The sequence below is a fragment of the Rhodoligotrophos sp. CJ14 genome (assembly GCF_038811545.1).
In the GTDB taxonomy this organism is placed as follows: Bacteria; Pseudomonadota; Alphaproteobacteria; order Rhizobiales; family Im1; genus Rhodoligotrophos; species Rhodoligotrophos ferricapiens.
In genome coordinates, this window is sequence record NZ_CP133319.1 from 4,577,343 (window position 1) to 4,601,622 (window position 24,280).

Here is a 24,280-nt window from a genome sequence, read left to right on the forward strand (position 1 = left end):
AGGCGACAGGCAACTGTCGCTCACTGCCTCCATCGAAATGGCGGCTCCAGTACCCCGAATGTCCAGCGCATCCTGGAACAGGCCATGAGCACTTTCGTCCAGCTTCTGATCAATGCCGTGCAGATCGGCGCAATCTATGTGCTGTTTTCGCTGGGGCTCACCCTGATCTTCGGGGTGATGAGGATCATCAATTTCGCACATGGCGAGTTCTTTAGCTTAACAGCGCTGCTGATTTCCGTGCAGGTGGGCTGGTTGACGAGCCAGGTTGGGCTGCCACCCTGGGCAGATTATCTGCTGGCATTTGCTGTGGCGCTGGTGGTGCTGCTGATCATCTCGGTCCTCGTCTTCCGGTTCGGCTTTGCACACTACCTTGGGGACATGACATCGGGCTTCATCCTGTCTTTGGGCCTTGTGCTCATTATGCAGGGGGGCATGCTGGAGCTCTTTGGCGGCTACCCGCGCTCTGTTCCTGCGCTGGTTGAGGGCAGCATCACAGTGTTGGGTGGCGCAATCTCGCTACAGAAGCTGTTGATCTGTGCGTTGGCTTTGGCTGCCACTGGAGCAATCCTTTTCATGGTGATGCGAACGCCGCTCGGCGTTTCCCTGCGCGCCGTGGCGGAAGACCAGGAAGCCGCAATGCTGCAAGGCATCCGCTATCGACGTATAGCCCTCTATGGTTTCTTGATCGGCTCGGCTCTCGCGGCGCTTGCGGGGGGCCTGATCGCGCCTCTGGCGGTCATTCTACCCTCCATGGGCGGAGAGTTCCTGATCAAGGCATTCATGATCGTGATCATAGGCGGGCTCGGCAGCATTCCCGGCGCCATTCTCGCGAGCTTTCTGCTCGCCGCCATCGAGAGCTTCGGTTCCTTCTACGTGGATCTTCCCACCGCGACGATCGGCATGTTCGTGCTTGTGGCCGTGGTGCTGGTCCTCCGACCACAGGGATTACTTGGCCGTGTCGTCCGATAACCTGTCTCGTCTTGCGGTTGCCGTCGGTATTACGCTCGCGGCCTACTGCCTCTTGGCGCCCACGGATTTCGTCGTCCAGGTGATCCTGTGGATGGCACTGGCTGCAGTCATTGCTGCTGCGATGCGCTTCGTGATGCTGATTGGCGAATTCAACATGGCGACCGGCGCCTTCTATGGCATCGGAGCCTATACCGCAGGGTATATTGCGACCAGCCTTGACTGGCCTTTGCTCCTCACGATCCCAGTGGCGGGAGTCGTAGCGGGATTGGTTGCGCTCGCCTTGGGCTATGCCACCATGCGGACGTCGGGTGCCTATTTCATGCTGATCAGCTTCGCATTCGCGGAGATCATGCGGCTCTTCTATGTGGAGTCGGATTTCCTCGGCGGCAACAACGGCATTCTGGGCATTTTGGTCCCCGCCTGGATCGAGCCCTATTATCCTGCTTTCGTTGTCATCGTCTGTATGATGCTCATCGTTGCTCTGGCGGTGGTAGAACGATCCCACCTCGGGAAGATCTTTACGGCAATTCACAACAACGAACAGGTCGTGCGATCCGTGGGCATCAATGTGCTTGCCATGCGGGTGACCTGCCTGGTTATTGCCAGCATCGTTCTAGGGATCGCCGGCTCACTTTATGCCTATGTCGCCTCGGTGATCAGCCCCGGCGACTTCACCTTTATGCTCTCTGTATTCGCGCTCGCCTATGTAAAGCTCGGCGGTGACAAGCACCCGGTCGGTCCGGTATTGGGCGCGGCGCTGCTCACTCTTGTCGCACAGTACTTGCTGGGCTTTGGCGCCTATGATCAGCTCTTTTACGGCATCGTCATTGTGATGGCGATGCTCGCCTTGCCGAACGGATTGCTGGGGCGTCTCGCGCAGCTCCGACTTGTAAAGCCCCTGGCGGCAGCCCTGCACAGTCCGGGAGGCCGCGATGCTTGACCGGCCAGGCGCCGCCTCGAATGCACACAAGCTACTGCTCGAAGCCCGGGGCATCACCAGGCGCTTCGGTGGACTGCTCGCCGTGAGCGATCTGACATTCGAGCTACGCGAAGGAGAAATTTTGGGGCTGATTGGCCCGAACGGCGCGGGCAAGAGCACCACCTTCAATTTATTGAGTGGCTTCTATCGGCTCACATCGGGCTCGATCAGCTTCCTCGGAGAGAGATTGGAGAGCGGACATCCCTGGAAGGCCGCGCGGCGCGGGCTGATCCGCACTTTTCAGCACGACAGTCTGCTCAAAGATATGACTGTCTATGACAACATCCTGATTGGCGCCTGCCAGAGCATTCGCAGGCCCAGCGAGCGCGACACGCGCGTGCGTGAGACGGCGAGGATCATGCATCTGGACGGCCTCTTGGATGAGACGGCGCGTAACCTGCCGCATGGTCTGCAGCGGATGCTCAGTATGGCCATCGCCTTTGCCGGCAGACCGAAGCTTTTGTGCCTCGACGAGCCGCTGACTGGGCTGAACCAGACCGAGGCGGCCGAGGCACTCAAGGTCATCCGAAGGCTGCGCGATGAGTTTGGCATCTCGATCCTTTTCGTTGAGCACAACATGCGGGCGGTTATGTCTCTATGCGACCGCATTGTGGTCCTGCACCACGGCCGAAAGCTCGCATCAGGCACGCCTGCGGAGATCAGCAACGACCCCGTGGTGATCGACGCCTATCTTGGAGGCGCGATCGATGCCGCAGACTGATGCCATTCTCGACCTGCGTGGGGTCCACCTTCGCTACCAGAAGGTTCACGCGGTTCGCGGTGTCGACATGGTGGTCCGCTCGGGCCGGTTGACCACGATCATCGGCTCCAACGGCGCCGGCAAGACGACCATCCTCAAGGCGGTGACCGGCCTTCTCAAGCCGAGTGAGGGACACATCCTGTTCTGCGGCGAGGATATTGCCGGACGCGAGCCCGATGACATCGTGCACCGGGGTATCTCGCTGGTGCCGGAGGGACGGCGTTTATTTGGTCCCCTTACTGTCCGGGAAAACCTGAATATCGGCGCCTATCTGCGCACCGACAGAGCCGCCGTGGTCCGGGATTTCGATAAGGTCATGGCCTATTTCCCCGATCTTGTCGCCAAGCTGGATGATCGCGCTGAGAGCTTGAGCGGCGGGCAGCAGCAGATGGTGGCTGTCGGAAGAGCGCTGATGGCAGCGCCTCGCCTCCTGATGTTGGATGAACCGACGATTGGCCTAGCGCCTAATCTCGTACGCACGATCGGCAAGATCATTAAGACGATCAGCGATAATGGCACCGACGTGTTGTTGGTGGAGCAAAACGCGTCCATCGCCCTGGCTCTCTCATCCGAAGCCTATGTGCTAGAGAACGGAATGATCGCCATGCAGGGGCCGTCCGCGGAACTTGCTGCGAGTGAGAACGTAAAGCGAGCCTATCTCGGAAACTGACGCCCCGGGGCAGGACCTCGCTGAGATAGTTGAGCCGGCGCCTCGCTGCTCTGAGGGCATTATACCATGTCGCTCGTCGTCATTGCCGACCCAAAGCTACCGCAGCCGCTTCGACGGCAGATCGAAGCCATTCGCCAGCAGCATGATCCAAATTTTAAGCGGGTGCCTGCTCACTTCACACTGGTATTTCCGTCAAGAACGGTGGATGAGGCCGCCCTCACAGCCCATGTGAGAATTGTCGTGGAGAAGACGGCAAGAATTCGCTTCTGTCTTCGCACCGCGCTGTTGGTAAAGGATTTCCTGACTGAGGTCTTCCATGTTTATCTCGTTCCAGAGGAGGGTTTTTCGGCTCTGGTCAGGTTGCATGACCAGCTCTATACAGGGCCGTTGAGCGGGTCTCTGCGCCTGGAATTGCCCTTCATCCCCCATATCACGGTCGGCGCGTTTAGAGACGGCGTCTCGGGCAAGAAGCTTGCCGATGAGCTGAACAGTCAAGGGCTCGAAATGGCCGGTGAACTTGATACGATCAGTGTTTTCCGGTTCGATGATGGAGCACTGACTCTGCTTGATGAGATAAACCTTTAAGCGAAGGCTGCCGGCAGCAGGTCGAAGACATAGGCTGTGTGGCCGAGGCCATAAGTGGCCCAGGATGCGCTTAAATTGCTTGGCGTCCCCACGGGAGGAGACTGCGGGGGCCGTTTACATCTCTACGGCCTCGTTATTCTGCGGCCTGCACCCGGCGGCCGCTCGGCCCGTGCTGAACGAGCGCCACGCGAGATGAGCGCACGCTGATTCGGCGTTGGATTTCTTCCGCCCAGCGGTTCCCAACCGAGAAACAGCCCTTCCACCAATCCCGATGTTTTGTTGCAAAATTGGCAATATAGTGGCGCATGTGTGGCGATTCGGTCGGGCAGCAGCAAACCCGAACTGTGCGTCGCGGTTTCGAGGTTTGTTGGGGGGAACATGGGGGAACCGTCGTGGCGTTCGGCGCCAATCAGAACTGCACGTCCGAATAACATCACGCGAAAGATCTGCAGGAAAGGTGCGTGGACGGTATCGGCTCGGACTGAAGAGCGGAAATCATTGCTCCTGCTCGGGGCTGCACTTTCCGGATTGGGCCTGTTCTTGTTTCAACCAGCTGGCGGGACGGCCTGGGCGGCGTCTTGCGCGCCGGTGCCGGGCGGGGCGAACTGCGCTCCAGGTGGAACAGGCGCGATATCCTACCCCGGCAGGACGAGCGATTTCGTCCTGACCATCGAGGATGGCGTCGTCGTCATTCCCCCGCCGGGCACGATCGGTGTGAATGTCACGACTGGTGGGTTCCTGGGCTTGGCGGATGCAGATCTTACGGTCAATTCGCAAGGCAGCATCACCACCACCAACGCGACCGCGATCAATGTCTCCGGCCTGCTTGGCAGCCGCACCGTCATCCAGCAAGGCACCATCACGGCAAATGGCACCGGCATCGGTGTCAATGCCACCACGGGGCTCGGGAATGTTGTCGTCGATGTCGATGACGTGATCGCAGGCGGCACCGGCATCAACGCCACATCCGGCGCCGGCGATGTCGATGTCACCGCCGGAAACGTCTCGTCCGCAACGGGAATGGGGGTTAACGCGACGACCGCCCTGGGCGCTGTGACCGTGGATGTGAACGACGTCACCAGCCAGGGCATCGGTGTGAACGCACAGGCCCTCGTCGGAACCGCCTTCGCCTCGGCCCATGATGTCACGACCACTGGAAACGGCGCCCATGGCATCAATGCCACCGCCGGCCTGATCGCGGTTGCCACGAGCGATGGGCAGATCACCACATCGGGCAATGACGCCCATGGCGTCAATGTTGAGGGTACGCTCGCAGCCCTCGCTTCGGTCAATAATGTGACGACCACGGGCGATGGCTCGATCGGCGTTGTGGCAAATTCCGCTGGCCTGGCCGGGGTGCTTGCCAGCGGCACGGTCTCGACCGATGGGCAGGATTCCCACGGCATCGTCGCGAACGGCTCCGTCTTTGCCGGCGTGATCGCCAATGACGTCGTGACGGCCGGCCCCAGCTCGCAGGGCATCATCGCCACCGCCACTGACGGGCCGGCGCTGGTTCTCGCAGACACGGTGAACTCGACCGGAGCCGGCATCACGGCATCCGCTCAAAGCGGCTTTGCGGCTGTCGCTGCGGCCGAAGTGAACACCACCGAGAACAGCGCCAATGGCATCACCGCAACCATAGACGATGGCGATGCCTATGTGGTCGCCGGGTCAGTTTCGACGAGCGGCCAGCATTCCGAAGGCATCAGTGCGGAGGCGCAAGCCGGTGCAGTCAATATTCTCGCCGGGCAGGTTGCCACTCAGGGCGCCAGCGCCAATGGAATCATGGCGGTAGCCGCTGAAGGCATCAATATCGCTGTCCTCGATGTCGACGTGGTCGGGGACAATGCCGCTGGCATCGTCGCGCGCAACGAGTCGGGCGATACCGTGGTCAGTGCGGGCTCCGTCTCCACCAATGGCCTGAATGCGGTGGGGATCTGGGCAGGGACCCTAGACGGGGAAGCGATCGTGATTGCGGGCGATGTCTCCACGTCCGGGCAATGGGCCGATGGCATAAGGGCGGCCGGGGCCGATGGCGCCTTCGTTCTCGCCGGCACTGTGAGGACGGATGGCGAGCGCGCCGACGGGTTGACGGCCAGTGCGCGCGATGGTGAGGCGATCGCCCTGGCGGGACGCGTCGAGACCACAGGTCTTAATTCCGACGGCATCCTCGCAAGATCTCGAACGGGCGGCGCTTATGTCGGCGTGAGCGAACTTGCTACAAACGGTGATCGCTCCAACGGCATACGGGCGACGGGGACGACGGGCGCCGGCGTCGCCGCCGGCAGCGTGACCACCAATGGTCGCGAATCCGATGGCATCGTGGCGGAGACCGCCAGCGGTACGGCCTTCGTGCTGGCCGGCACGGTTGACACCACCGGCCTCGATGCGGATGGCATCATCGCCAAGAATGCCGATGGCTCGACCTACGTGCTCGCCGAGAGTGTCACCACCCATGGCGACGACTCGACAGGCATTCTCAACGAGGCGAACGGCACGTCGCTGACCGTGTTCGGCGATGTGGAAACCTTCGGCAACAATTCTCCAGGTGTGGTCGGCACCGACCCGGCCAGCGATGCGATCGCGATCGGCAATAGCGTGACCACCCATGGCGCAAATTCCACCGGCATCGATTTGATGGCGGGCGGGCCAGGCTCGGCCTATGTGGGTGTCGGCTCTGTGGTGACCGAGGGAGCCAACTCCAATGGCATCCTGGCCCAGAGCGAGTTCAATGATGTCATCGTGGTTGCCGGATCGGTGAGCACGCTCGGCGGGAACGCCGATGGCATCCTGGCGCTCGCGCTGAACGGCTCCAGCATCGTGGCTGCCGGCGACGTCGTCACGCAGGGCGCTTCCGCAACGGGCATCTTTTCGATGGCGCTCGATGGTCTGAGTATCGTGCAGGCAGGAAGCGTCTCGACGGCGGGCGATGGTGCAGCGGCGATCTTCGCCCTCAGCGAGGACGGCACTTTCGTCGAAGCGGAACGGATTGCTACACAGGGAAATGACGCCGCCGGTGTGATTGCAAGATCGGAAGGTGACGTGACCGTCATAGCCGGCGAGACCAGCACGTTGGGCGCCGGTTCAATAGGTATCGCAGCCTCGAGCGGGGACGGGGACACATTCGTCCTGGCGGGCCGCGTGGAAACGCATGGCGATGAGAGCGACGGTATCGTGGCCAGGGCGCCTGAAGGTCGCGCGGCCATCGTGGCGGAGGAGGTCTCGACAGGCGGAAGCCACGCCGATGCCGCGCGGGCCGACGGAGAAAGCGGGGCCTTCGTGGTCGCCGGCTCTGTTGAGACCGCAGGCGATCACTCCCGCGGTGTGGTGGCCACCACGGAGACCGGACCTGCCGTCGTCGTCGCGGGCGATGTGACGACGGCAGGAGAGGACGCCACGGGTATTACCGCGCGCACGGCGGACGGATCCGCTTTCGTCCTGGCGGACACTGTCATCACCTATAGCGACCATTCAGCCGGCATTTACGCCGAGGCCAATGGCACGGCCGAGGTGCGGTTCTTCGACGTGGAAACCTTTGGCGATAATGCGCCGGGTGTGGTCGCGGTCGATCTCACCAGCGACGTGCTGGTGGGCGGAGCAAGCGTCATCACTCATGGCGACTTCGCACCCGGAATCATGGCCCTCAGCGAAGCGGGCGATGTGGGCATCGGGATCACCTACGTCGTGACCACGGGTGAGGCCAGCAACGGCATCATGGGGCAGACCACGGATGGCGAGGTCAATATCTACACGGACGGCTTGATCTCCGCCACCGGTCTTGATGCGACCGCGATCGCTGCCCAGAGCGAAAATGGCAGAGCCGTCGTCTATGTGACCGAGACGAGCGAGGTGGTCGGCGGCACGGGCGATGGCGCCGGTGTGGTGTTCGACGGCGGTGCCGGCTCCAGGCTCGTCAATCTCGGTTCGATCTCCTCGCTCAACGACCGGGCGATCGTCAACTTCGACAGCGATTCCGTGGTCGAGAATGCCGGTGATGTGACCGGCTATATGACCATGGGCGGCGGTGCCGACACCTTCAACAACTACGACACCGGCGCGGTTTATGCCCGCGGCGACAGTGATTTCGGCGACGGGGATGACCGCTTCAACAATGGCGGTCTGTTGACCCTCGCTGAGCGGAATGCGCCGGCAAGCGTGACCATCGCCAATCTCGAAGTGTTCGACAACAGCCTCGGCGGCGTGATCGACATGCAGGATGATCGCGAGGGCGACCGGATCATCCTCGCCGATAGCGACTTCATCGGCGGCGGCGCGCTCGGGGTTGATGCCTTCCTGGGCGGGCCCGGCTCGACGGCCGACGTGCTCGAGATCGGCGGCACCGTCATCGCCAGCGGCAATGGCAGCCCGACCGCGCTCTATGTCAACGACACCAATGCAGGTCCCGGGGGATATGTGCCCGGTGGCATCGAGGTGGTGGATGTCTCGAACGGCTTCACCCAGGAGGGTGATTTCTACCTGGTGGGCGGCCCGATCGACAAAGGCTTCTTCACCTATGATCTTGATCTGCGTCCGGACCTCGTCTGGGTGCTCCAGAGCAATCCCGATGATGAGGTCTTCGAGACCGCAAGCGTGATGAGCGGTCTGCAGAACGTCTGGTATGCGACCACCGGTGCCTGGCATGAGCGCACGGTTGATCTGCGCCAGACCTATCGCGGCACCACCCTGGTCAGTCCTGTTGCCGACCTGCCTCAGCCCATGCCACCGGCCGTGGTGGGCCGTCCATTGGGCGGCTTCTGGGGCCGGGCGATCGGCGATTGGGCAAAATATGATGCCTCCCATGGCGTGAAGTACAAACAGGACACGTTCGGCTTCCAGGCCGGTTTCGACATGGGCTTCGAGCTCGGCCAGGGCATCTTGGTTCTGGGTGTGCTCGGCGGCTATGTGAATTCGGACCTCGACTACCGACACAGCCTCTCCTCGGCCGATTACGAGGGCGCATCGGTGGGCGGCTATGCCACCTATCTCCAGGGTGGGTTCTACGTCGATGCTCTGGTGAAGGCGGACCTGCTCGATGTGAGCTACAAGGTGCCGGCTGTGGGCGATAAGTCCAAGTCGGATGCCACCAATATCGGCGCATCCTTCGAGGCCGGCTATCGCTTCGACCTCAACCCGGCGGTGTTCCTCGAGCCGGAATTGCAGGTCACCTATCTGTCCTCGGAGATTGATGGGACCTTCATGGCGGGCAACCATATCGACTGGAACGACGGGGAGAGCCTGCGCGGCCGCCTCGGCGCAAGGCTCGGGACGAGCTTCATCCAGGCCGACGGCTCACGGCTCGAGCCCTATATCAAGGCGAGCGTGGTCAACGAGTTCGAGGGCGACAACAAGCTCAATCTCGGTGGCTTCATCACCGCCGATGACCGGTCTGGCACCTGGGGCGAGGCGGGGCTGGGCATTCAGTTCATCGGCTCCGGCGCGCTCTCCGGCTATATCGATGGCAAGACCTATTTCGGCGACGATGTCTTCGGTGGCACCGTCAATGCCGGATTGCGCTTCAGCTTCTGAAATGGGCTGGCAAGCTCAGCTCCGTCTTGGTGAGAATTGCTTCCTGCGATGGTCAGGTCTCGAAAGGGGACGTTCGAGACGATCGGGCAGCTGGGAGGACGATGACTGACCCCATCGTTCAGCGATTTGGCTGACTTGATCTGAACGGCGGTCTGGCCACACCCGCACGTGGCCGGGCTACCGCCGGTTTGCCTTCGGGCAAGCGCTTCAGCACCTTGCCACCTTCGCGCTGTCCCCCCATCGGTTCAGCTTTTCATTAAAAATTGCGGAGCACTGCAAGCAGAGTAGCTTTGCTGGACGCCTAAGCTGGTTGACGATGAACTTGTTGAGGCAATCCGCTGGGCAAAGCGAGCGGCGGGCCGCATTGGCCCGGCCGCTGTACCGGAGAATTGGGATTGGGTTCTTCCGCCCGACGCCGACAGGAAGCTGCGCATCTATCTATCACCGGCCCGGATAGATCAGCTCGAGAGAGTGCTTTGGGCTCAGCACTATTTTCAATGGCTTAAAAAGGGAGGCTGGCGGAGACGGAGGGATTCGAACCCTCGATACGGCTTTTGACCGTATAACGGTTTAGCAAACCGCCGCCTTCAGCCTCTCGGCCACGTCTCCAGCGGCTGCAAGGCTTAGGAGATCAGGCATCTCCGGTCAATATCCAATGTCCGCAATCAACGAAAAAGCGGCGCTTGTGGCCGGCGTGAGGGCGCACGGAACGCGCACAGTCGTTGCGTATGTGTTGGGCTGCAGAGTAGGGCGGGGCGTGCACACGTCGCCTCCTCTTTGGATGGCTGGTCGAAAGCCCTGGCACGGAAGGTCGGCCTCGCGCCGCCTTGCCCGTCATTGGTCGGAATTGCTGTGCTCTTGTCCTGATCGGAAGGTCCCGTCCCATTGCGGTAGTGAGCCGGCCGCGCCATTCATAGTCGTGCGGCCTGTGAACGGATGATGCCGCAAGAGCCTCCCAGGGTCATCGACGCCGAGGCAGGACGCAACGGCCATGCAGAATTCGGAGATAATCGTCATGAACAGGAAAATTGGTCTCGTCACGGCCGGCATCCTCCTCGCGCTGAGTGGTGCAGCGCTCGGCCAATCCCCCGGATTTGCCCAGGGTGGCGAAGAGGTAAAGCCTATCTTCGAGCACGCTCTCCCCAATGTCGAGGGAAAGCGGATGGTTGCGGTGCTCGTGACCTATGCGCCCGGTGGCAAATCCCACGCCCATCACCATGCCCCTTCGGCATTCATCTATGCGCACGTCCTTTCTGGCGCCGTTCGCAGCCAGGTCGGAGATGAGCCCGCCAAGGTCTACAAAGCCGGCGAGGGCTTCTACGAGGAGCCGGGCTCCCATCACAGGGTCAGCGAGAATGCCAGTGACCAGGAGCCGGCGAGCCTGCTGGCTGTCTTCGTGGTGGACGCCAAGGATAACCCCCTGACCACTCCTGACCCGAAGTAAGGCGTGCCGCTATCCATGGCCCAACCATAGCGAAGGAGCTCCAAATGACCTCCAGCAGCGATCGTCATCAAGCGGATGCGGTTGAAGCCCAACCAGGGATGATGGCCTGGCGGGTGCACGAGTTCGGCCCGCCGGACGTCATGAGATTCGAGAAGGTCTTGCGGCCAAACCCCGGCCCGGGCGAGGTCCTGGTCAAAGTTGCAGCCGCAGGCGTCGGCCCGTGGGACGGCTGGATCAGGGCGGGAAACAGCGCCCTGCCGCAGCCGCTTCCCCTCACTTTGGGCTCGGATCTCTCCGGTAAGATCGTTGCGGTCGGGCCGGAGGTCTCGAACCTGAAATTGGGCGATGAGGTCTATGGTGTCACGAACCCGCGCTTCATCGGCGCCTATGCCGAATATGCCCTGGCTTCGGCGGCAATGGTTGCGAGGAAACCGAGCACCCTAACCCATGTCGAAGCGGCCTCCGTTCCCGTGATCGCCGTGACCGCATGGCAGGCTCTTTTCAATGAAAGCAAGCTCCAGGCGGGCCAAACTGTGCTCATCCACGGGGCCGCGGGAAATGTCGGCGCCTATGCGGTTCAACTGGCCCATGGCGCTGGTCTGCGAACCATCGCGACCGCTGCGGCTGAGGACATAGTCTTTGTGCGCGACCGCGGCGCCCATAGCATCATCGACTACAAGACCCAGCGCTTTGAGGATGAGGTCCGCAATGTGGATGCAGTCATCGATCTGGTCGGCGGTGAAACACAACAGCGCTCGTTTCAGGTGCTCCGCCCTGGCGGCAAGCTGATATCAGCCGTGTCCAGTCCAGACCAGGATGTTGCGGAGAGCCATCGGGTCGAAGCCAGGTTCTTTCTGGTTAAGGTCACCGACGAGCATCTGGCTAGGATCGGTCGTCTCATTGACGAGGGGAAGCTGAAAACCCGGGTGGGGGCAGTGCTTCCGCTGGCCGATGCCCGCGAGGCTCATCTCATGCTGGAGCACCTTGCGCCTCAGCCCAAGGGCAAGATCGTGCTGACCATATGAGGGAAGTCGTTATGGAGGAACTGGCCGTGACCGCGAAGGATATTTTCGGCGTCGGCATTCCCGACAGTGCACTGGCTCGCGCCGCAACCCAGCTCATTCGCGACACAGAGAGCGATTTGCTGTTTCACCATTCTGCGCGGGTCTATTTTTGGGGCGCGTTGACCGGCAAGCGTAAGGGGCTGATCTTTGACCCGGAGCTGCTTTATATCGCGGCCATGTTCCACGATATCGGCCTGACCGCGGCTTATAGCGAAAGCAAGCTTCGCTTCGAGGTGGATGGCGCGAATGCCGCGCGCGATTTCCTGAAAGGCCACGGCATTTCTGAGGCCGAAGTCGAAAGGGTATGGGCGGCGATTGCTCTCCACACCACCCCGGGCATTCCGGAGCACATGCATCCGGAAATTGCGCTTGTACAGGTGGGGGCGGGGATGGATGTCGTGGGCCGTGGCTATGAGCAATTCAGCGAGGAGCAACGCGAGGCGGTGCTTTCAGCCTTTCCCCGGGGCGATGATTTCAAGCATGGAATCATCGATGCCTTCTATCAGGGCATGAAGCATCGGCCTGAAACCACCTTTGGCACGTTCAACGATGATGTGCTCGCCTTCAAGGACCCCCATTTCCAGCGCCTGAATTTCTGCAGCATCATTTTGGCGTCCCCATGGGCGAGTTGAACTGCTCATCAGCTGACTGGCGAAGGTGGAAATTGCAAGGGCTAAGACCCTCGCAACGAATTCGCCCTACGATCGTCTCGGAACCATGCGGCTGTCCGTCGGATTATTCTTGTTTGCCCGGCAATGCCGGTTGGGCCGGATCTGGAAATCACCACCATGGCGCCACGCGCGTTCTGGACAGGTTATCTGAAGCTCTCACTGGTGACGTGCCGCGTCTCCATGGTGCCGGCCACCAGCGAGAACGAGCGCGTGCGCTTCCACATGGTCAATGCCAAGACGGGCCACCGCCTGGTGAGCCAATATGTGGATGCCGAAACCGGAAAGCCCGTGGAGGACGAGGACTACGTCAAGGGCTATCCGCGCGGCGAAGACGACTATGTTCTCATCGAGGATGACGAGATCGAGGCGGTCGCGCTGGAAAGCACCCGCACCATAGATATCGACATGTTCGTGGCATCGTCCGAAGTCCCGTGGATCTGGTACGACAAGCCCCATTACCTCAGGCCGGATGACGATGTGAGTGCGGAGGCTTTCGCGGTGATCCGCGATGCCATGGCCGCAACGGACAAGGTTGGCATCGCGCGCCTTGTGCTGTATCGGCGCGAGCGGGCTGTGATGCTTAAACCGCGCGATCGCGGGATCGAGCTTTGGACCCTTCGCTATGGCGATGAGGTGCGCCCCACCGAGAACTATTTCGGTGATCTCGAAAAGCCCCATGTGGAGAAGACCACGATGGAGCTGGTGAAAAAGCTCATCGATGAGCGCACCACCGAATGGGATCCGAAGCTCATGAGCGATCCCGTGCAGGACCGGTTGCTGGACATGATCGAGGCCAAGAAGAAGGGGCGCAAGCGTCCGGCGAAGGCTCGCGCCAAAGCGGCGAGCGAGACGGAGGCCCCCACTGGCGACAATGTGGTCAGCATCGTTGATGCCTTGAAGCGCAGCCTAGAGGCGGAAGGCAAGAAGTCGAAGCGGTAAGCCGTGGCCGCCAAGCCCGGCTTCTTTAACGTGCGCGCTTGGTTTTCTTTTTTTCCAACGGAACAGCAGCCTTCCGGAAATCGGCCCATGGGTCGGTCGTGAGTGCGCTCAGCCGCGCGGGCGTGTTGGTGACGGTGAAATGCGCAGGCCCGATCGCCGGGGTAAGCTCGCTCCAGTCGAGCGGCATCGAGACCGGGGCACCGGGGCGGGCGCGGGTAGAGTAGGGCGCAACCGCCGTGCTGCCCCGGCCATTGCGCAGATAATCGACCAGGATCTTTCCGCGCCGCTTCGATTTGGTGATGGTGGCCACATAGCGCCCGGGACTGTCGGACACCATGGCCTCTGCAAGCTCTTTGGTGAAGGCCTTAGTGGTCTCCCAATCGGTATTGGGCGTCAACGGTGCCGTGACATGCAGGCCTTTGCCGCCCGTCGTCTTGAGGAAGGGCACGAGCCCCGCATCGATCAACCGCTGCCTCACCTCTTGGGCCGCTTCGATGACCTCGCTCCAGCCGACATTCTCGCCGGGATCGAGATCGAGAATGATCATGTCCGGCCGCTCCAGATCGGCAATCGTCGAGCCCCAGGGGTGAATTTCGAGAACGCCCCCTTGCACGAGCCCCATCAGGCCATCGAAGCTGTCGATGCTGAGCATCGGCTCCTCGTCCTTGTCCTTCGGGTCCTTGAACAGCACGATATTGCGGTTGAGGCCCTTCCAGGCATGCTTTTGGAAGAAGCAGGCTTCGCTGATGCCGCCCGGGCAGCGCAAAAGTGCGAGCGGTCGGCCGACAAGGAATGGCGCGATGAAGGTCCAGACCTGCGCGTAATAATCGGCAAGGCCTTCCTTAGTGACACCCGCATCAGGCCAATAGAGGCGATCGGGATGGGTGAGCGAGACGGTTCGGCGGGGCAGTTCCGGAGCAGATGTGTCGGTGGTCTCCCGTGTGATCTCTTCCGCGGGCTTGTCTTCCCTGAGGCCCCGGAACGACGCGTGCCTCAGATGTGCATCCCCCGTCCAGCCGCGGAACTCGATCTCGGCGACCAGCTCGGGTCGAACATGGACGAGGCCGCGCCGTTCCTCCGCAGAAAGCTTGCCTGAAAAGGGCGTGCGCTCTGCGCGAAGTGGCTGCAGGCGATCGAAGAGCTCAGCCGCGAGCTTGGCGGTAAACCCGGTACCCACCCGACCAACATGTTGGAGCTTGCCATTCTCATAAACCCCGAGGGCGAGCGATCCGATGGCCTGTCGCGAGGTGGTCGATGGAACATAGCCGCCCACCACGAATTCTTGCCGCGCGGAACATTTCGATTTGATCCACGAACGGTTGCGGCCCGAACTATAGCTCGCGCTGCGGAGCTTGGAGACCACGCCCTCGAGGCTTAAGCGGCAGGCGTGGCGCAGCACCATCTCGCCGCTGACCTCGAAATGCTCGCTATAGCGTAGCCTCTCGGGCGCGCCTTCGAGCAATTGCTCCAATGCCGCCTTGCGCTCGACCAGGGGCGATGCCCGCAGGTCCTGCCCGTCGAGATAGAGAAGGTCGAACGCGTAATACACGAAGCGATCCGTGCGGCCCTCGCTCAGATCCGCCTGCAGGGTTGAGAAGTCAGACGCACCCGCATCACCTTCGACCACCAATTCGCCATCGATGATCGCTTGGCCAACCGGCAGCGCACGGAACGCGTCCGCGATTTCCTTGCCGAACCGGTCGGTCCAATCAAGTCCGCGCCGGGTGAGCAGCTTGACATCATCCGCATCGATCCGCGCCTGCAGGCGATAGCCGTCGAACTTGACCTCGTGGATCCAGCGGTCACCCTCCGGTGGCCTCGGGCTGAGCGTTGCCAGCGACGGCTCGATGAAGCCGGGCATCGCAGCCTTCTTTGCCTTCTTGACCGGCCTGATTGTGGCGGCTTCTTTGCCTTTCGCCTCGGTAACCTCAGCCGTCTTTGTGCTGGCTTTTCCACCCTTGGCGGCGCGCGCTTTCTTGACGGGTTTCTCCGTTGTCGTTTTGGACTTTGTAGATGTCGCGACGCCATCGGCCGGGGTCTTGCGGATGCGGCCGGTTTTGGAGGACCAGCCGGGCGCTTCCTTGCTGATCTCGTCAATTGAGCGCCCGGTGATCACTGACTGCGGCTGTTCCTCGAGGATATCGGGGTCATCCGGCTCGCGCGCGGCCTCATCCTCTCCCTTGATCAAAAGCCAATTGTCGCGTCTTTCCCCAGCGCGCCGTGCCATGCGTACGAGATGCCAGCGCCCGCTCAGCTTCTCGCCATGGAGCTCGAACTCGAGATGGCCTTTCTTGAGCCCGTGATGGGCATCGAACAGCGGCTCCCAGGTTCCGCGATCCCAGACCAGAACCGTGCCGCCGCCATATTCACCTTTGGGAATCGTTCCTTCAAAGCCGCCGTAATCGAGCGGATGGTCCTCGACCTCGACCGCCAGCCGCTTTTCGCCGGGCACGAGGCTTGGTCCTCTTGTCACCGCCCAGCTTTTCAGCACGCCGTCAAGCTCGAGTCTCAGATCATAGTGCAGCCTGCGCGCTGCGTGCTTTTGAATGACGAAGTTATGGCCGCCGGTTTTGCCTTTTCGCCCCTTCGGCTCCGGCGTCGCGGTGAAATCCCGCTTGCGGCGATAGGTTTCGAGCGCCATCTCAGCTTGCCTTGCGCCGAGCGGCGGGCTTCGAGGCCGCCCTCGAAGACTTGGCGGTGCCTGCCGTCCTGCGCTTGCCGCCCGTTGCTGCCGGCTTCTTATCCGCAAGGCCGGCGCTCTGGCGCAGAGCTTCCATCAGGTCGACCACCTTGGCGGGTTCACGCGGTTTGGCCTTGGGCAACGGCTTGCCTTCGATCTTGGCCTTCACGAGCTCGGCGAGTGCCGCCTCATACCGGTCATCGAAGGTCGAGGGATCGAAATGGCCCGACTTCGTGTCGATGATGTGCCGGGCAAGATCCAGCATATCCTTCGTGATCTTGATGTCGGGAATTTCCCGGAAGGCCGTTTGGGCCGAGCGGACCTCATAATCGAAATTGAGGGTATTCGCGATCAGCCCGCGCTCGTGCGGCCGGATCAGCACGGTTCTCAGGCGCCGAAACAGGACGGTACGAGCAAGCGCTGCCACGTTCTTGGCAGACAACCCCGCCACGATCACGGAATAGGCCTCTTGCGCCTCGCGGCCGGCCGGCGCGAGATAATAGGGCTTGTCGAAAAAGACCTCGTCCACTTCGCTGCAGGGAACGAACGCTTCGACGGCGAGCTTCTTGTCGCTCTGCGGCACGGCGCTCGCGATCTCGTCCGGCGTGAGCACGATATAATCATCCTTGCTCACCTCATAGCCGCGAACCTGGTCCTCGCTCTCAACCGCCTTTCCCGTGCTCTCATCCACATATTGCCGCCGCACGCGGTTTCCCGTCTTGCGGTTGATCGTGTGGAACGAGACACGCTCCGATGTCGAAGCGGCCGTATAGAGAGCTACGGGGCAGACGACTTCGCCGATCTGCAGGTAGCCCTTCCAATTTGCACGCGGTGCCACGGGGCTGGCCTCCGAAATACGAAGCCTCAACGTACCGGCCAAATGTTTCGTTCCTGGTAAATGGGGAATCCTTTCCGGCCCTGCAGCCCCAACTCGGGATGCGCTGGGGCGATCTGGCGCCTTGTCCTGATCATGCGACCGGGCTAAGGAGCGCGGGGCTGGTCTACCGGGGCAGATTCGGGGGTTCCGTGGATATTGTATTGGTTCTCGAAGCAATTCTGCTCGGCTTGGTGGAAGGGCTGACCGAGTTTTTGCCTGTTTCCTCGACGGGTCATCTCATTCTTGTCGGCGATCTCATGGGCTTCCAGGGCCCGCCCGGCCGGGTGTTTGAGGTGGCCATTCAGCTTGGTGCGATCCTGGCGGTCGTCTGCGTCTACTTCCACAAGCTATGGCAGGTGTTGATCAATTTGCCTTATAGCCCTGCTGCACGTCGGTTCACGATCGCGATCCTGTTGGGCTTTCTGCCCTCTGCCGCCATTGGGGCGGCAATTCACGGCTTCATCAAGTCGGTCCTCTTCAACCCGCTGGTGGTCTGCGTGGCCTTGATCCTCGGCGGCTTTGCGATCTTGGCTGTAGAGCGGCTCGTTCACGTGGTGCGCTGGCGCCGCGTCGAGGACTTTCCCGCCTCGCTCTCCTTGCGGATCGGCTTGTTTCAGTGCTTGGCACTGGTGCCCGGCGTCTCGCGCTCCGGTGCCACCATTCTCGGTTCGCTTCTGATGGGTGTTGAGCGCAAGACGGCGGCGGAATTCAGCTTCTTTGTGGCCATTCCCACGATGTTGGGTGCCACCGCCTACGACTTGTTCAAGAACCGGGATGTGCTGACCCTTGATGGCATGGGCGTGATCGCGATCGGTTTCATCGCCGCCTTCATTGCCGCCCTGGTGGTGGTCCGATCCGTCTTGAGCTTCATTTCCCGCTACGGCTTTACCCCGTTCGCCTATTACCGCATCGCCTTGGGTTCACTCATGCTGGTATGGCTGCTTGCGATGAGATGAGGCGGTGCGCTTTGCTCGCCCCCAATGCGTTTCGGGTTCCCGAACTGAAACAGGCCGGCGAAAGGCCGGCCTGCATATGCTCTGATCACCTGAGGCTTATGGGACGATAACCACTGCGGGTCCGCCTGGTACGCGCCACCACGGCGTTCTATAGTAATAGCCACCATAATAGTAGCCATATCCCGGCCGCCGAACCTTATAACGCGGCCCATAGCGCTTCGAGCTATAGACGACAGTCTTCCGCTTTACCTTGCCGTTCCGTTTGACGACCACCTTTTTCTTGACGACCTTTCTTGCCACCTGATGGATATCAGTGGCTTGGACGGCTGGTACGTGGTTCGCCGATACTATGGGCGCCGCCTGCGCGGCTCCGAACAAAAGACCGGACAGGCAAATGCCCATCGCGGCCGCAATAAAGCGATGCTTCATGTGCTAGTGCTCCGACAAGCGGACTTGCGGGATGTGCCGCCTATGCGGTTATCCGTATAGCGCGTGCGCACCGATGTCCGCGCGTTGAAACTGTATCGGATGTCTGCATGCCCGTCCATGGCGCCATATGGGACCGGCGGCCTGTCCTGCTTACAGAGTTAATTCATGAAAATTGCCAAATATCCGGGCGCCTCCCTGGGTCAGATGGCAATCAGCCCCGGAGCTGTGGAACGAAACCGGTGCCGATGCTTTACGCATGCATCCGACAACGGCTCTCAAGGGAGGCCATCACATGGCTAGAAAGACTTTGACCATAGCAGCGGGCCTGCTGATGTTTGGCGTCGCTGCGTTGGGCGGAACGCCTCCGCAAGCGTCCGCAGCACCGATAGGGTCGGTCCTGAAGCAGGCATCGACCGCTGCAGATGCGAACAGTCTGATTCACGAGGTGCAGTCCCGGCGCTATCGCGGCAGCTATCACCGCCATCGCCACGGCCCCCGCTATCGCCATAGGCGGCCTGGATATCGCTATTACCATGGCGGCTATTACTATCGCACGCCTTGGTGGCTTGGCGCGGCAGCAGCTGCCGGCATTGCGGGAACCATCGCCGGTGCCGCTGCAGGTGCGGCCCGGGGAGCAGCGGCCAGCTCGCATGTGGCCTGGTGCCAGCAGCGCTATCGCTCCTACAACCCCGCCACCGATACCTTCACCGGTTACGATGGCCGGCAATATCGCTGCAACAGCCCATACTGATAGAGTGCGACATTGACCTGAGAAAGGGAGGCCGGTGGCCTTCCCTTTCCTTGAGCCGCCCGGTCGGGGATGGCCAGTCGGGTTCCGCCCATAAAAAACGCGGCTCACGAATGAGCCGCGTAAGGTTGGGGAGTTTTCGGGAGAGATGAACTAGGAGATCATGCCGCGGCGCCTGATCGTTTTCCCGCCGCATTATCGGTGATGACGCGGAGCGCCGGTTTTCGGTTCGTCCAGCGACGCACGAAATTCTCAAACGCCTCCGCGGCAAGCGGCACCGTTATGAAATAGCCCTGTGCCTGCTCGCACCCGACTTCGCTGAGGAAGTTCAGGATTTTCGAAGTCTCGACACCTTCCGCGACCACGCGCAAACCGAGATTATGCCCAAGCCCCACAATCGAGCGGACAATGGTGCGAGCATCCTGATCTCGTTCCACCTGGCTCACGAATGAGCGGTCGATTTTAATCTCGCTGAACGGCATGCGATAGAGCTCGACCAGCGATGAATAGCCGGTGCCGAAATCATCGAGTGCCAGGGCGAAGCCCTTCAACCGCATGCGCGTGAGCACATCGAGTGTCGTGGGCTGGTCATCGAGTGCAACGCTCTCGGTGATCTCGATGACGATACGCTTGGGATCAATGCCGGTGCTGCGCGCCTTCTGCTCTATTTTGTCAGGCAGGCTGAGATCGGTCAGTAGATCGCCTGGCACGTTGACTGCCATCGTGAAATCAGGCGGGAGATAGGTCCATCGCGCGAGATCGGAGAAGGCAATGTCGATGACCCGGTCCGTCAGCTGGCCCATCATGCCGAAATCAGCGATTGCCCCGAGGAACCTGTCCGGTGACAGGACCCCGCGCACCGGATGATGCCAGCGCACCAGCGCCTCGGCACCCTTGAGGGGCAGCTTGTCGCCATCGAGGCTGACCTTCGGCTGATAGCGCAGGACGATTTCGCCTCGGCCAAAGGCCTGCTCAATCTCACGGAGTGTGACCGCTTCCTGTTTCATCTGGGTTGCCTCGAACAGGGCGGTTGTGTCTTCGCTCGCGAACGGCTTGCGAAGAATGCCTGCCACATCCAGATGGCGTGCCGCGGCAAGGCTTGCGGCCGTGTGAAGAACCTTTCCGTCGGCATCGCCTGTGATGATTAGCTTGGCATCGCATTCGCGGTCGGAGAGCCACCGGATCAGTTCGACCCCGTCCATGTCAGCGACATTTAGGCTCACGCAGACGAGCGTCGGCTGCCAGCCCGAATAGAGTTCGATAAACTCATTCGCTGTGGTGAGGGTCCTGGCCTCTATGCCGAAACGACCAGCGAGCGAAACCAGCAATTTGCCCGCCTCGCGATCTGGGTCGACAATCAGAAGTCTTTGGGTCGTCTGGCTCATAAAGGCTCGCGAATGTGTCTGCTCTGTTGCTCGGCTCCTCACTGGCCTTCCCAGCTTTGTCCTTGCCGAGTGAGCATGCCATAGAGTGATCCGGAAGTCTTACTAAGTTATTCTAATCGGGCCGAAGTACAACCCAGGTGTTTTGTAGTGCCAAAATGAAAAACCGAGAAATTTCAATCGCTTGCTGTCGGGCGATGCATTCCTGCATCGGCGTGGTTCAGAGTTGCAAATATGAAGCCCTAGGGAATTGGCCGAGTTCGGACGCCGCGATGGCGATTTTGCGACTGTTCAAGGGGTTCTGCGTTCAGCGTAAAGAGCTCTGTTTGGCATTAATTTTACGAGGTTTTGAGCAGTGGTCCGCCAAATTAGCAAGAAGATCCGGGGAGAGAGTAAGCTGGACCTATTGAGCAACTGCAAAAAAGCATCACCCTCCGAAAATTTAGAGAGGAGGACTATGGCGACCCGGCCTGGGACTGCGCGCGTGCCCGACAAAATGCGCGTATATGCGATTGGCGATGTGCATGGCAGGGCCGACCTCTTGCAGCAAATGCTCCAGATGATCGCCCAGGATATGAAAGATATAGATCAGGAGCTGTGCAGTTGCGTTTTTCTCGGTGATTATCTCAATCGCGGACCAGCAACGAAGGGCGTAATCGAAACCCTGGTGTCGAGGCCGATGGCGCCCGCACGCCACACTTTTCTGCGCGGCAACCACGAGCAGGTGCTGCTTGGCTTTCTCAACGATCCGGGTGGCCTCGCTCAGTTCCTGCGATATGGCGGAAGTGCAACGCTAGCGTCCTATGGGATCGAAGTTTTTGACGCCCGTGGCCGGCTGCGCGCCGACCGCGAGCTCCATCGCGCCTTCCTGGATGCTTTGCCCGAAAGTCATTTGAAGTTCTTTCGCGAGTTGATCCTCTATTCTGTTATTGGCGATTATCTCTTCGTGCACGCAGGAATTCGGCCAGGTGTTGCGCTCGACAACCAGCAGCCGGCCGATCTCGTCTCGATCAGAGAGCCATTCCTGTCCTTTGAGGGCGAGCTTCCCTATGCGGTGGTGCATGGCCATACGCGGGTATCCGAACCTGAAATCAGAGCCGCCCGCATTGCCATAGACACCGGGGCATTCAAGACGGGACGGCTCACCTGTCTGGTCCTAGAGCAGGACCAGCGCCGTTTCCTGATGACCAGCGGAAACGCGATCGCCGCACATGCCGCGTGCCGCTTCGGCTGATCTGCGAGCGAGACGACAGAGCCGACGGAACCGGTGGGTGATTATTCGGCTCAGCCGTCTCGCAAAACGTTACGATGGCTTAATAAATATTGATGAAGATGGCCTGGGGGGCGTGGTTACCGGTCCGTGACCGAGGCGAGGGTACATGGCCATGCGGTCAGGCGAGCCCAGGACATCATTTCACACATCCTTGGTGGTGGACTCCCGGAGACGGGGCCTGGCCCGCGCGCAGCCCGAGATTTCCCTTGCGCAACCGGCCTCATCGCGGTTCCCCGCCGAGGGAGCGGACCTCGCACCGCAAGCTGCGCCGCATCCTGCTTCCGACCCGGATAGGACGGCGAATGGAGACCGATACCGGGACTTGGCGCGCCTTTCCGCGCATTGGATGTGGGAGACCGACAACTCTGGCAGGCTTCTCTGGCAGGAGGGAAAGAGCCCGCGGGTCGAGGCCGTTGATCTTGCTGATTACCTCCTTGGCGCAACCCTGCCGGAGCTGATGGCGGCGATCTCGGCCGAACCTTTGCAGGATACCACCATCGACCAGGTGATCGCACGTGGCGCTGCCTTTTCCGACATCATCTACCGCTATATCGATGCGCTGGATGGGGAGACCTGGATTGGCTTCTCGGGCCTGCCTTTGACCGACCCCAAAGGGAATGTGCGGGGCTTCCGGGGCATTGCCAGTGATGTATCAGCGCTCGCCCGATCCGAGATCGAGCTGCGGCATACCAATCGTCAGCTGGTCCACTCAACCGAGCTTGCGGGCCTCGGCTACTGGGTCTGGGACCTTGAGCAGGATTGCTTCCTGGAATGCTCTGAGGCCCTGGCCCGGCTTTGCGGTGTCACGGTCGAGGAATTCAAGGCCATTAATGTCAATGGCCGCGCGTTCATTCATCCGGAAGACGTCGCGGAATACCGGCGCATCGACCACGCCTTCACCACGGCAGGTAGCCGCTATGAGACGGTCTATCGCATCAGAGCGAGGGATGGTGCGGTGCGGATCTGCCGGGAGATTGGCGAGCGCATTCCGGGAAGCGCCGGCCGGCCTGACCTTGCCATCGGCACGGTTCAGGACATCACCGAGGATCATCGGCTGCAGGCCGAGCTCAGCGCCGCCAAGGAGCAGCTGGAGCAGCAGATCATCTCTGAACGCGCCCTCTTTGCCGAGCTCCGCCAGAAGGAGGAAAAGCTGCGGGTGGCACAGAAGCTCGAGGCGGTGAGCCGCCTCGCCAGTGGCATTGCCCACGACCTCAACAATATCCTTTTGCCCGTGATCGTTCTGGCCGAGCGCCTTGCGGACAATCTCCCGCCGGGGTCGGCGCGCGGTGACGCGAAAACCATTATGCTTGGCGCGGAAAGGGCCGCGAGCCTCCTGCGTGACCTTCTCGATTTCACAAGGCAGGGCACCTATACCGCGGAGAGTTCTGATCCGGCGGCGGTCATCCGCTCCGCCCTGCCGATGATTGAGGCGCAGCTTCCCGCAGGAATTCGGTTGGCGACCGAGATAGAGGCGGATGGCGGCGAGGTGGCGATGAGCAGCGTCCTGCTCACCCGGGTGGTGCTCAACCTCGCTTGCAACGCTATCGACGCCATGGCGGACCAAGGCACTCTCTATATCGGGCTGAAGCGCATCTCCGGGCAGGAGCAAGGAAAAGCTTTCTCGATCCATGTCCGGGATACCGGATGCGGCATCGAGCCGGAGGTCGCGAGCAGGATCTTCGATCCCTTCTTCACGACCAAGCCGGTCGGGAAGGGCACCGGCCTTGGTCTCTCCGTCGCCCATGGTATCGTGACGGCCCATGGCGGATCGATCACCGTCTTAAGCGAGCGAGGACGGGGCACGCTCTTTGAAATAACCCTGCCGCAAAGCGGCGATCGCGCGGAACGGGATCAATTCCAGGAGGGGCGATCGTGACCTGCGCCGCCCCAACGAGATCTCATCCCCTCCACTGCCTCGTGGTGGATGACGACCCGATCGTGCTCGAAACCCTGGTCTCGTTGATGCGGGCGGCGGGTTTTGAGACGATCGGAGCGGCCGACGGTCGGCAAGCCATGGCGCGATTGCGTGAGAGCCAGCCCGACCTCTTGATTTCCGATATCGTGATGCCGGAGATAGAGGGTATCGAGCTGATCCTGCATGTTCGAGAGCGCTTTCCCAGCATGGCTATTCTTGCCATCTCCGGCGGCTCCCTCAAGCGGGAAGGTGACTTGCTGCGCTATGCCTCCGCGCTCGGCGCAGATGCCGTCCTCGCCAAGCCCTTCCGCCGGGGCGAGCTGCTCGATGCCATCATGCGCATCCTGCCGGCCGAAAAGGCAAGCCGGGTCATTCGCTAGTCGAGCCGTACCTGGCGGACGCGCACCACGGAT

The 24,280-nt window shown here is 61.1% G+C and carries 19 protein-coding genes and 1 tRNA gene; 15 read left to right on the top strand and 5 right to left on the bottom strand.

Annotated elements, in window-relative coordinates; genetic code table 11:
• Positions 1-84 precede the first annotated feature (84 nt).
• The 6 genes from RCF49_RS21355 (at position 85) to RCF49_RS21380 (ending at position 9,489) form a co-directional block, all read left to right on the top strand.
• A complete protein-coding gene (locus tag RCF49_RS21355) occupies positions 85-969 on the top strand; it encodes a branched-chain amino acid ABC transporter permease (RefSeq protein ID WP_342641800.1) in 885 nt (294 codons plus the stop codon).
• Entirely contained in the window at positions 956-1,909 is a 954-nt protein-coding gene (locus tag RCF49_RS21360) for a branched-chain amino acid ABC transporter permease (protein ID WP_342641801.1), read from the top strand. Before RCF49_RS21355 ends, RCF49_RS21360 begins: the two co-directional genes overlap by 14 nt.
• Positions 1,902-2,669 (top strand): ABC transporter ATP-binding protein, encoded by a 768-nt coding sequence (locus tag RCF49_RS21365; RefSeq protein WP_342641802.1) that lies wholly within the window; start codon positions 1,902-1,904, stop codon positions 2,667-2,669. The genes RCF49_RS21360 and RCF49_RS21365 overlap by 8 nt, the downstream gene beginning before the upstream one ends.
• On the top strand, positions 2,656-3,378 hold the full coding sequence (locus tag RCF49_RS21370) for an ABC transporter ATP-binding protein (protein ID WP_342641803.1): 723 nt from the start codon (positions 2,656-2,658) through the stop codon (positions 3,376-3,378). The genes RCF49_RS21365 and RCF49_RS21370 overlap by 14 nt, the downstream gene beginning before the upstream one ends.
• A gap of 66 nt (positions 3,379-3,444) precedes the next feature.
• A complete protein-coding gene (locus RCF49_RS21375) occupies positions 3,445-3,963 on the top strand; it encodes a 2'-5' RNA ligase family protein (RefSeq protein WP_342641804.1) in 519 nt (172 codons plus the stop codon).
• A gap of 540 nt (positions 3,964-4,503) precedes the next feature.
• The gene (locus tag RCF49_RS21380) at positions 4,504-9,489 is read left to right on the top strand and encodes an autotransporter outer membrane beta-barrel domain-containing protein (RefSeq protein ID WP_342641805.1); all 4,986 of its coding nucleotides are present in this window, start codon (positions 4,504-4,506) and stop codon (positions 9,487-9,489) included.
• Between the two features lie 516 nt (positions 9,490-10,005).
• Here RCF49_RS21380 and RCF49_RS21385 read toward each other — a convergent pair.
• Positions 10,006-10,098: transfer RNA gene (locus tag RCF49_RS21385), tRNA-Ser, on the bottom strand.
• Between the two features lie 406 nt (positions 10,099-10,504).
• Between RCF49_RS21385 and RCF49_RS21390 the strand changes: the two genes are divergently transcribed.
• The 4 genes from RCF49_RS21390 (at position 10,505) to RCF49_RS21405 (ending at position 13,607) form a co-directional block, all read left to right on the top strand.
• Positions 10,505-10,933, top strand: coding sequence for a cupin domain-containing protein (locus RCF49_RS21390; protein ID WP_342641806.1), 429 nt, complete (start codon positions 10,505-10,507; stop codon positions 10,931-10,933).
• Between the two features lie 44 nt (positions 10,934-10,977).
• The gene (locus RCF49_RS21395) at positions 10,978-11,958 is read left to right on the top strand and encodes an NADP-dependent oxidoreductase (RefSeq protein WP_432807351.1); all 981 of its coding nucleotides are present in this window, start codon (positions 10,978-10,980) and stop codon (positions 11,956-11,958) included.
• Positions 11,955-12,629: an HD domain-containing protein gene (locus tag RCF49_RS21400; protein WP_342641807.1), complete on the top strand. Its 675-nt coding sequence runs from the start codon at positions 11,955-11,957 to the stop codon at positions 12,627-12,629. The genes RCF49_RS21395 and RCF49_RS21400 overlap by 4 nt, the downstream gene beginning before the upstream one ends.
• A gap of 156 nt (positions 12,630-12,785) precedes the next feature.
• Entirely contained in the window at positions 12,786-13,607 is an 822-nt protein-coding gene (locus tag RCF49_RS21405) for a Ku protein (protein WP_342641808.1), read from the top strand.
• Positions 13,608-13,632: 25 nt separating this feature from the next.
• Here the strand turns inward: RCF49_RS21405 and ligD are convergent, their stop codons facing one another.
• Both ligD and RCF49_RS21415 read right to left on the bottom strand, forming a co-directional pair.
• Positions 13,633-16,248, bottom strand: a complete 2,616-nt coding sequence (ligD, locus tag RCF49_RS21410) for a DNA ligase D (RefSeq protein ID WP_342641809.1) — start codon at positions 16,246-16,248, stop codon at positions 13,633-13,635.
• 1 nt (position 16,249) lies between these two features.
• Positions 16,250-17,125 carry a Ku protein gene (locus tag RCF49_RS21415; protein WP_342641810.1) on the bottom strand — a complete coding sequence of 292 codons (876 nt, stop codon included), beginning with the start codon at positions 17,123-17,125 and terminating at the stop codon, positions 16,250-16,252.
• A 200-nt stretch (positions 17,126-17,325) separates the two neighbouring features.
• Between RCF49_RS21415 and RCF49_RS21420 the strand changes: the two genes are divergently transcribed.
• Entirely contained in the window at positions 17,326-18,120 is a 795-nt protein-coding gene (locus tag RCF49_RS21420) for an undecaprenyl-diphosphate phosphatase (protein ID WP_342641811.1), read from the top strand.
• Positions 18,121-18,216: 96 nt separating this feature from the next.
• Here RCF49_RS21420 and RCF49_RS21425 read toward each other — a convergent pair whose 3' ends face one another.
• Positions 18,217-18,549 (bottom strand): hypothetical protein, encoded by a 333-nt coding sequence (locus tag RCF49_RS21425; protein ID WP_342641812.1) that lies wholly within the window; start codon positions 18,547-18,549, stop codon positions 18,217-18,219.
• 292 nt (positions 18,550-18,841) lie between these two features.
• Here RCF49_RS21425 and RCF49_RS21430 point away from each other — a divergent pair, with 292 nt between their 5' ends.
• Positions 18,842-19,300 carry a BA14K family protein gene (locus tag RCF49_RS21430; protein ID WP_342641813.1) on the top strand — a complete coding sequence of 153 codons (459 nt, stop codon included), beginning with the start codon at positions 18,842-18,844 and terminating at the stop codon, positions 19,298-19,300.
• Positions 19,301-19,458: 158 nt separating this feature from the next.
• On the opposite strand, the gene RCF49_RS21435 is transcribed toward RCF49_RS21430, so the two are convergent.
• Complete coding sequence (locus RCF49_RS21435; protein WP_342641814.1) at positions 19,459-20,682, bottom strand: EAL domain-containing response regulator; 1,224 nt, start codon at positions 20,680-20,682, stop codon at positions 19,459-19,461.
• A gap of 454 nt (positions 20,683-21,136) precedes the next feature.
• Between RCF49_RS21435 and RCF49_RS21440 the strand changes: the two genes are divergently transcribed.
• The 3 genes from RCF49_RS21440 (at position 21,137) to RCF49_RS21450 (ending at position 24,247) form a co-directional block, all read left to right on the top strand.
• Positions 21,137-21,913 (top strand): metallophosphoesterase, encoded by a 777-nt coding sequence (locus RCF49_RS21440; protein ID WP_342641815.1) that lies wholly within the window; start codon positions 21,137-21,139, stop codon positions 21,911-21,913.
• 361 nt (positions 21,914-22,274) lie between these two features.
• Positions 22,275-23,828, top strand: coding sequence for a PAS domain-containing sensor histidine kinase (locus RCF49_RS21445; protein ID WP_342641816.1), 1,554 nt, complete (start codon positions 22,275-22,277; stop codon positions 23,826-23,828).
• Positions 23,825-24,247: a response regulator gene (locus tag RCF49_RS21450; protein ID WP_342641817.1), complete on the top strand. Its 423-nt coding sequence runs from the start codon at positions 23,825-23,827 to the stop codon at positions 24,245-24,247. Before RCF49_RS21445 ends, RCF49_RS21450 begins: the two co-directional genes overlap by 4 nt.
• Positions 24,248-24,280 lie beyond the last annotated feature (33 nt).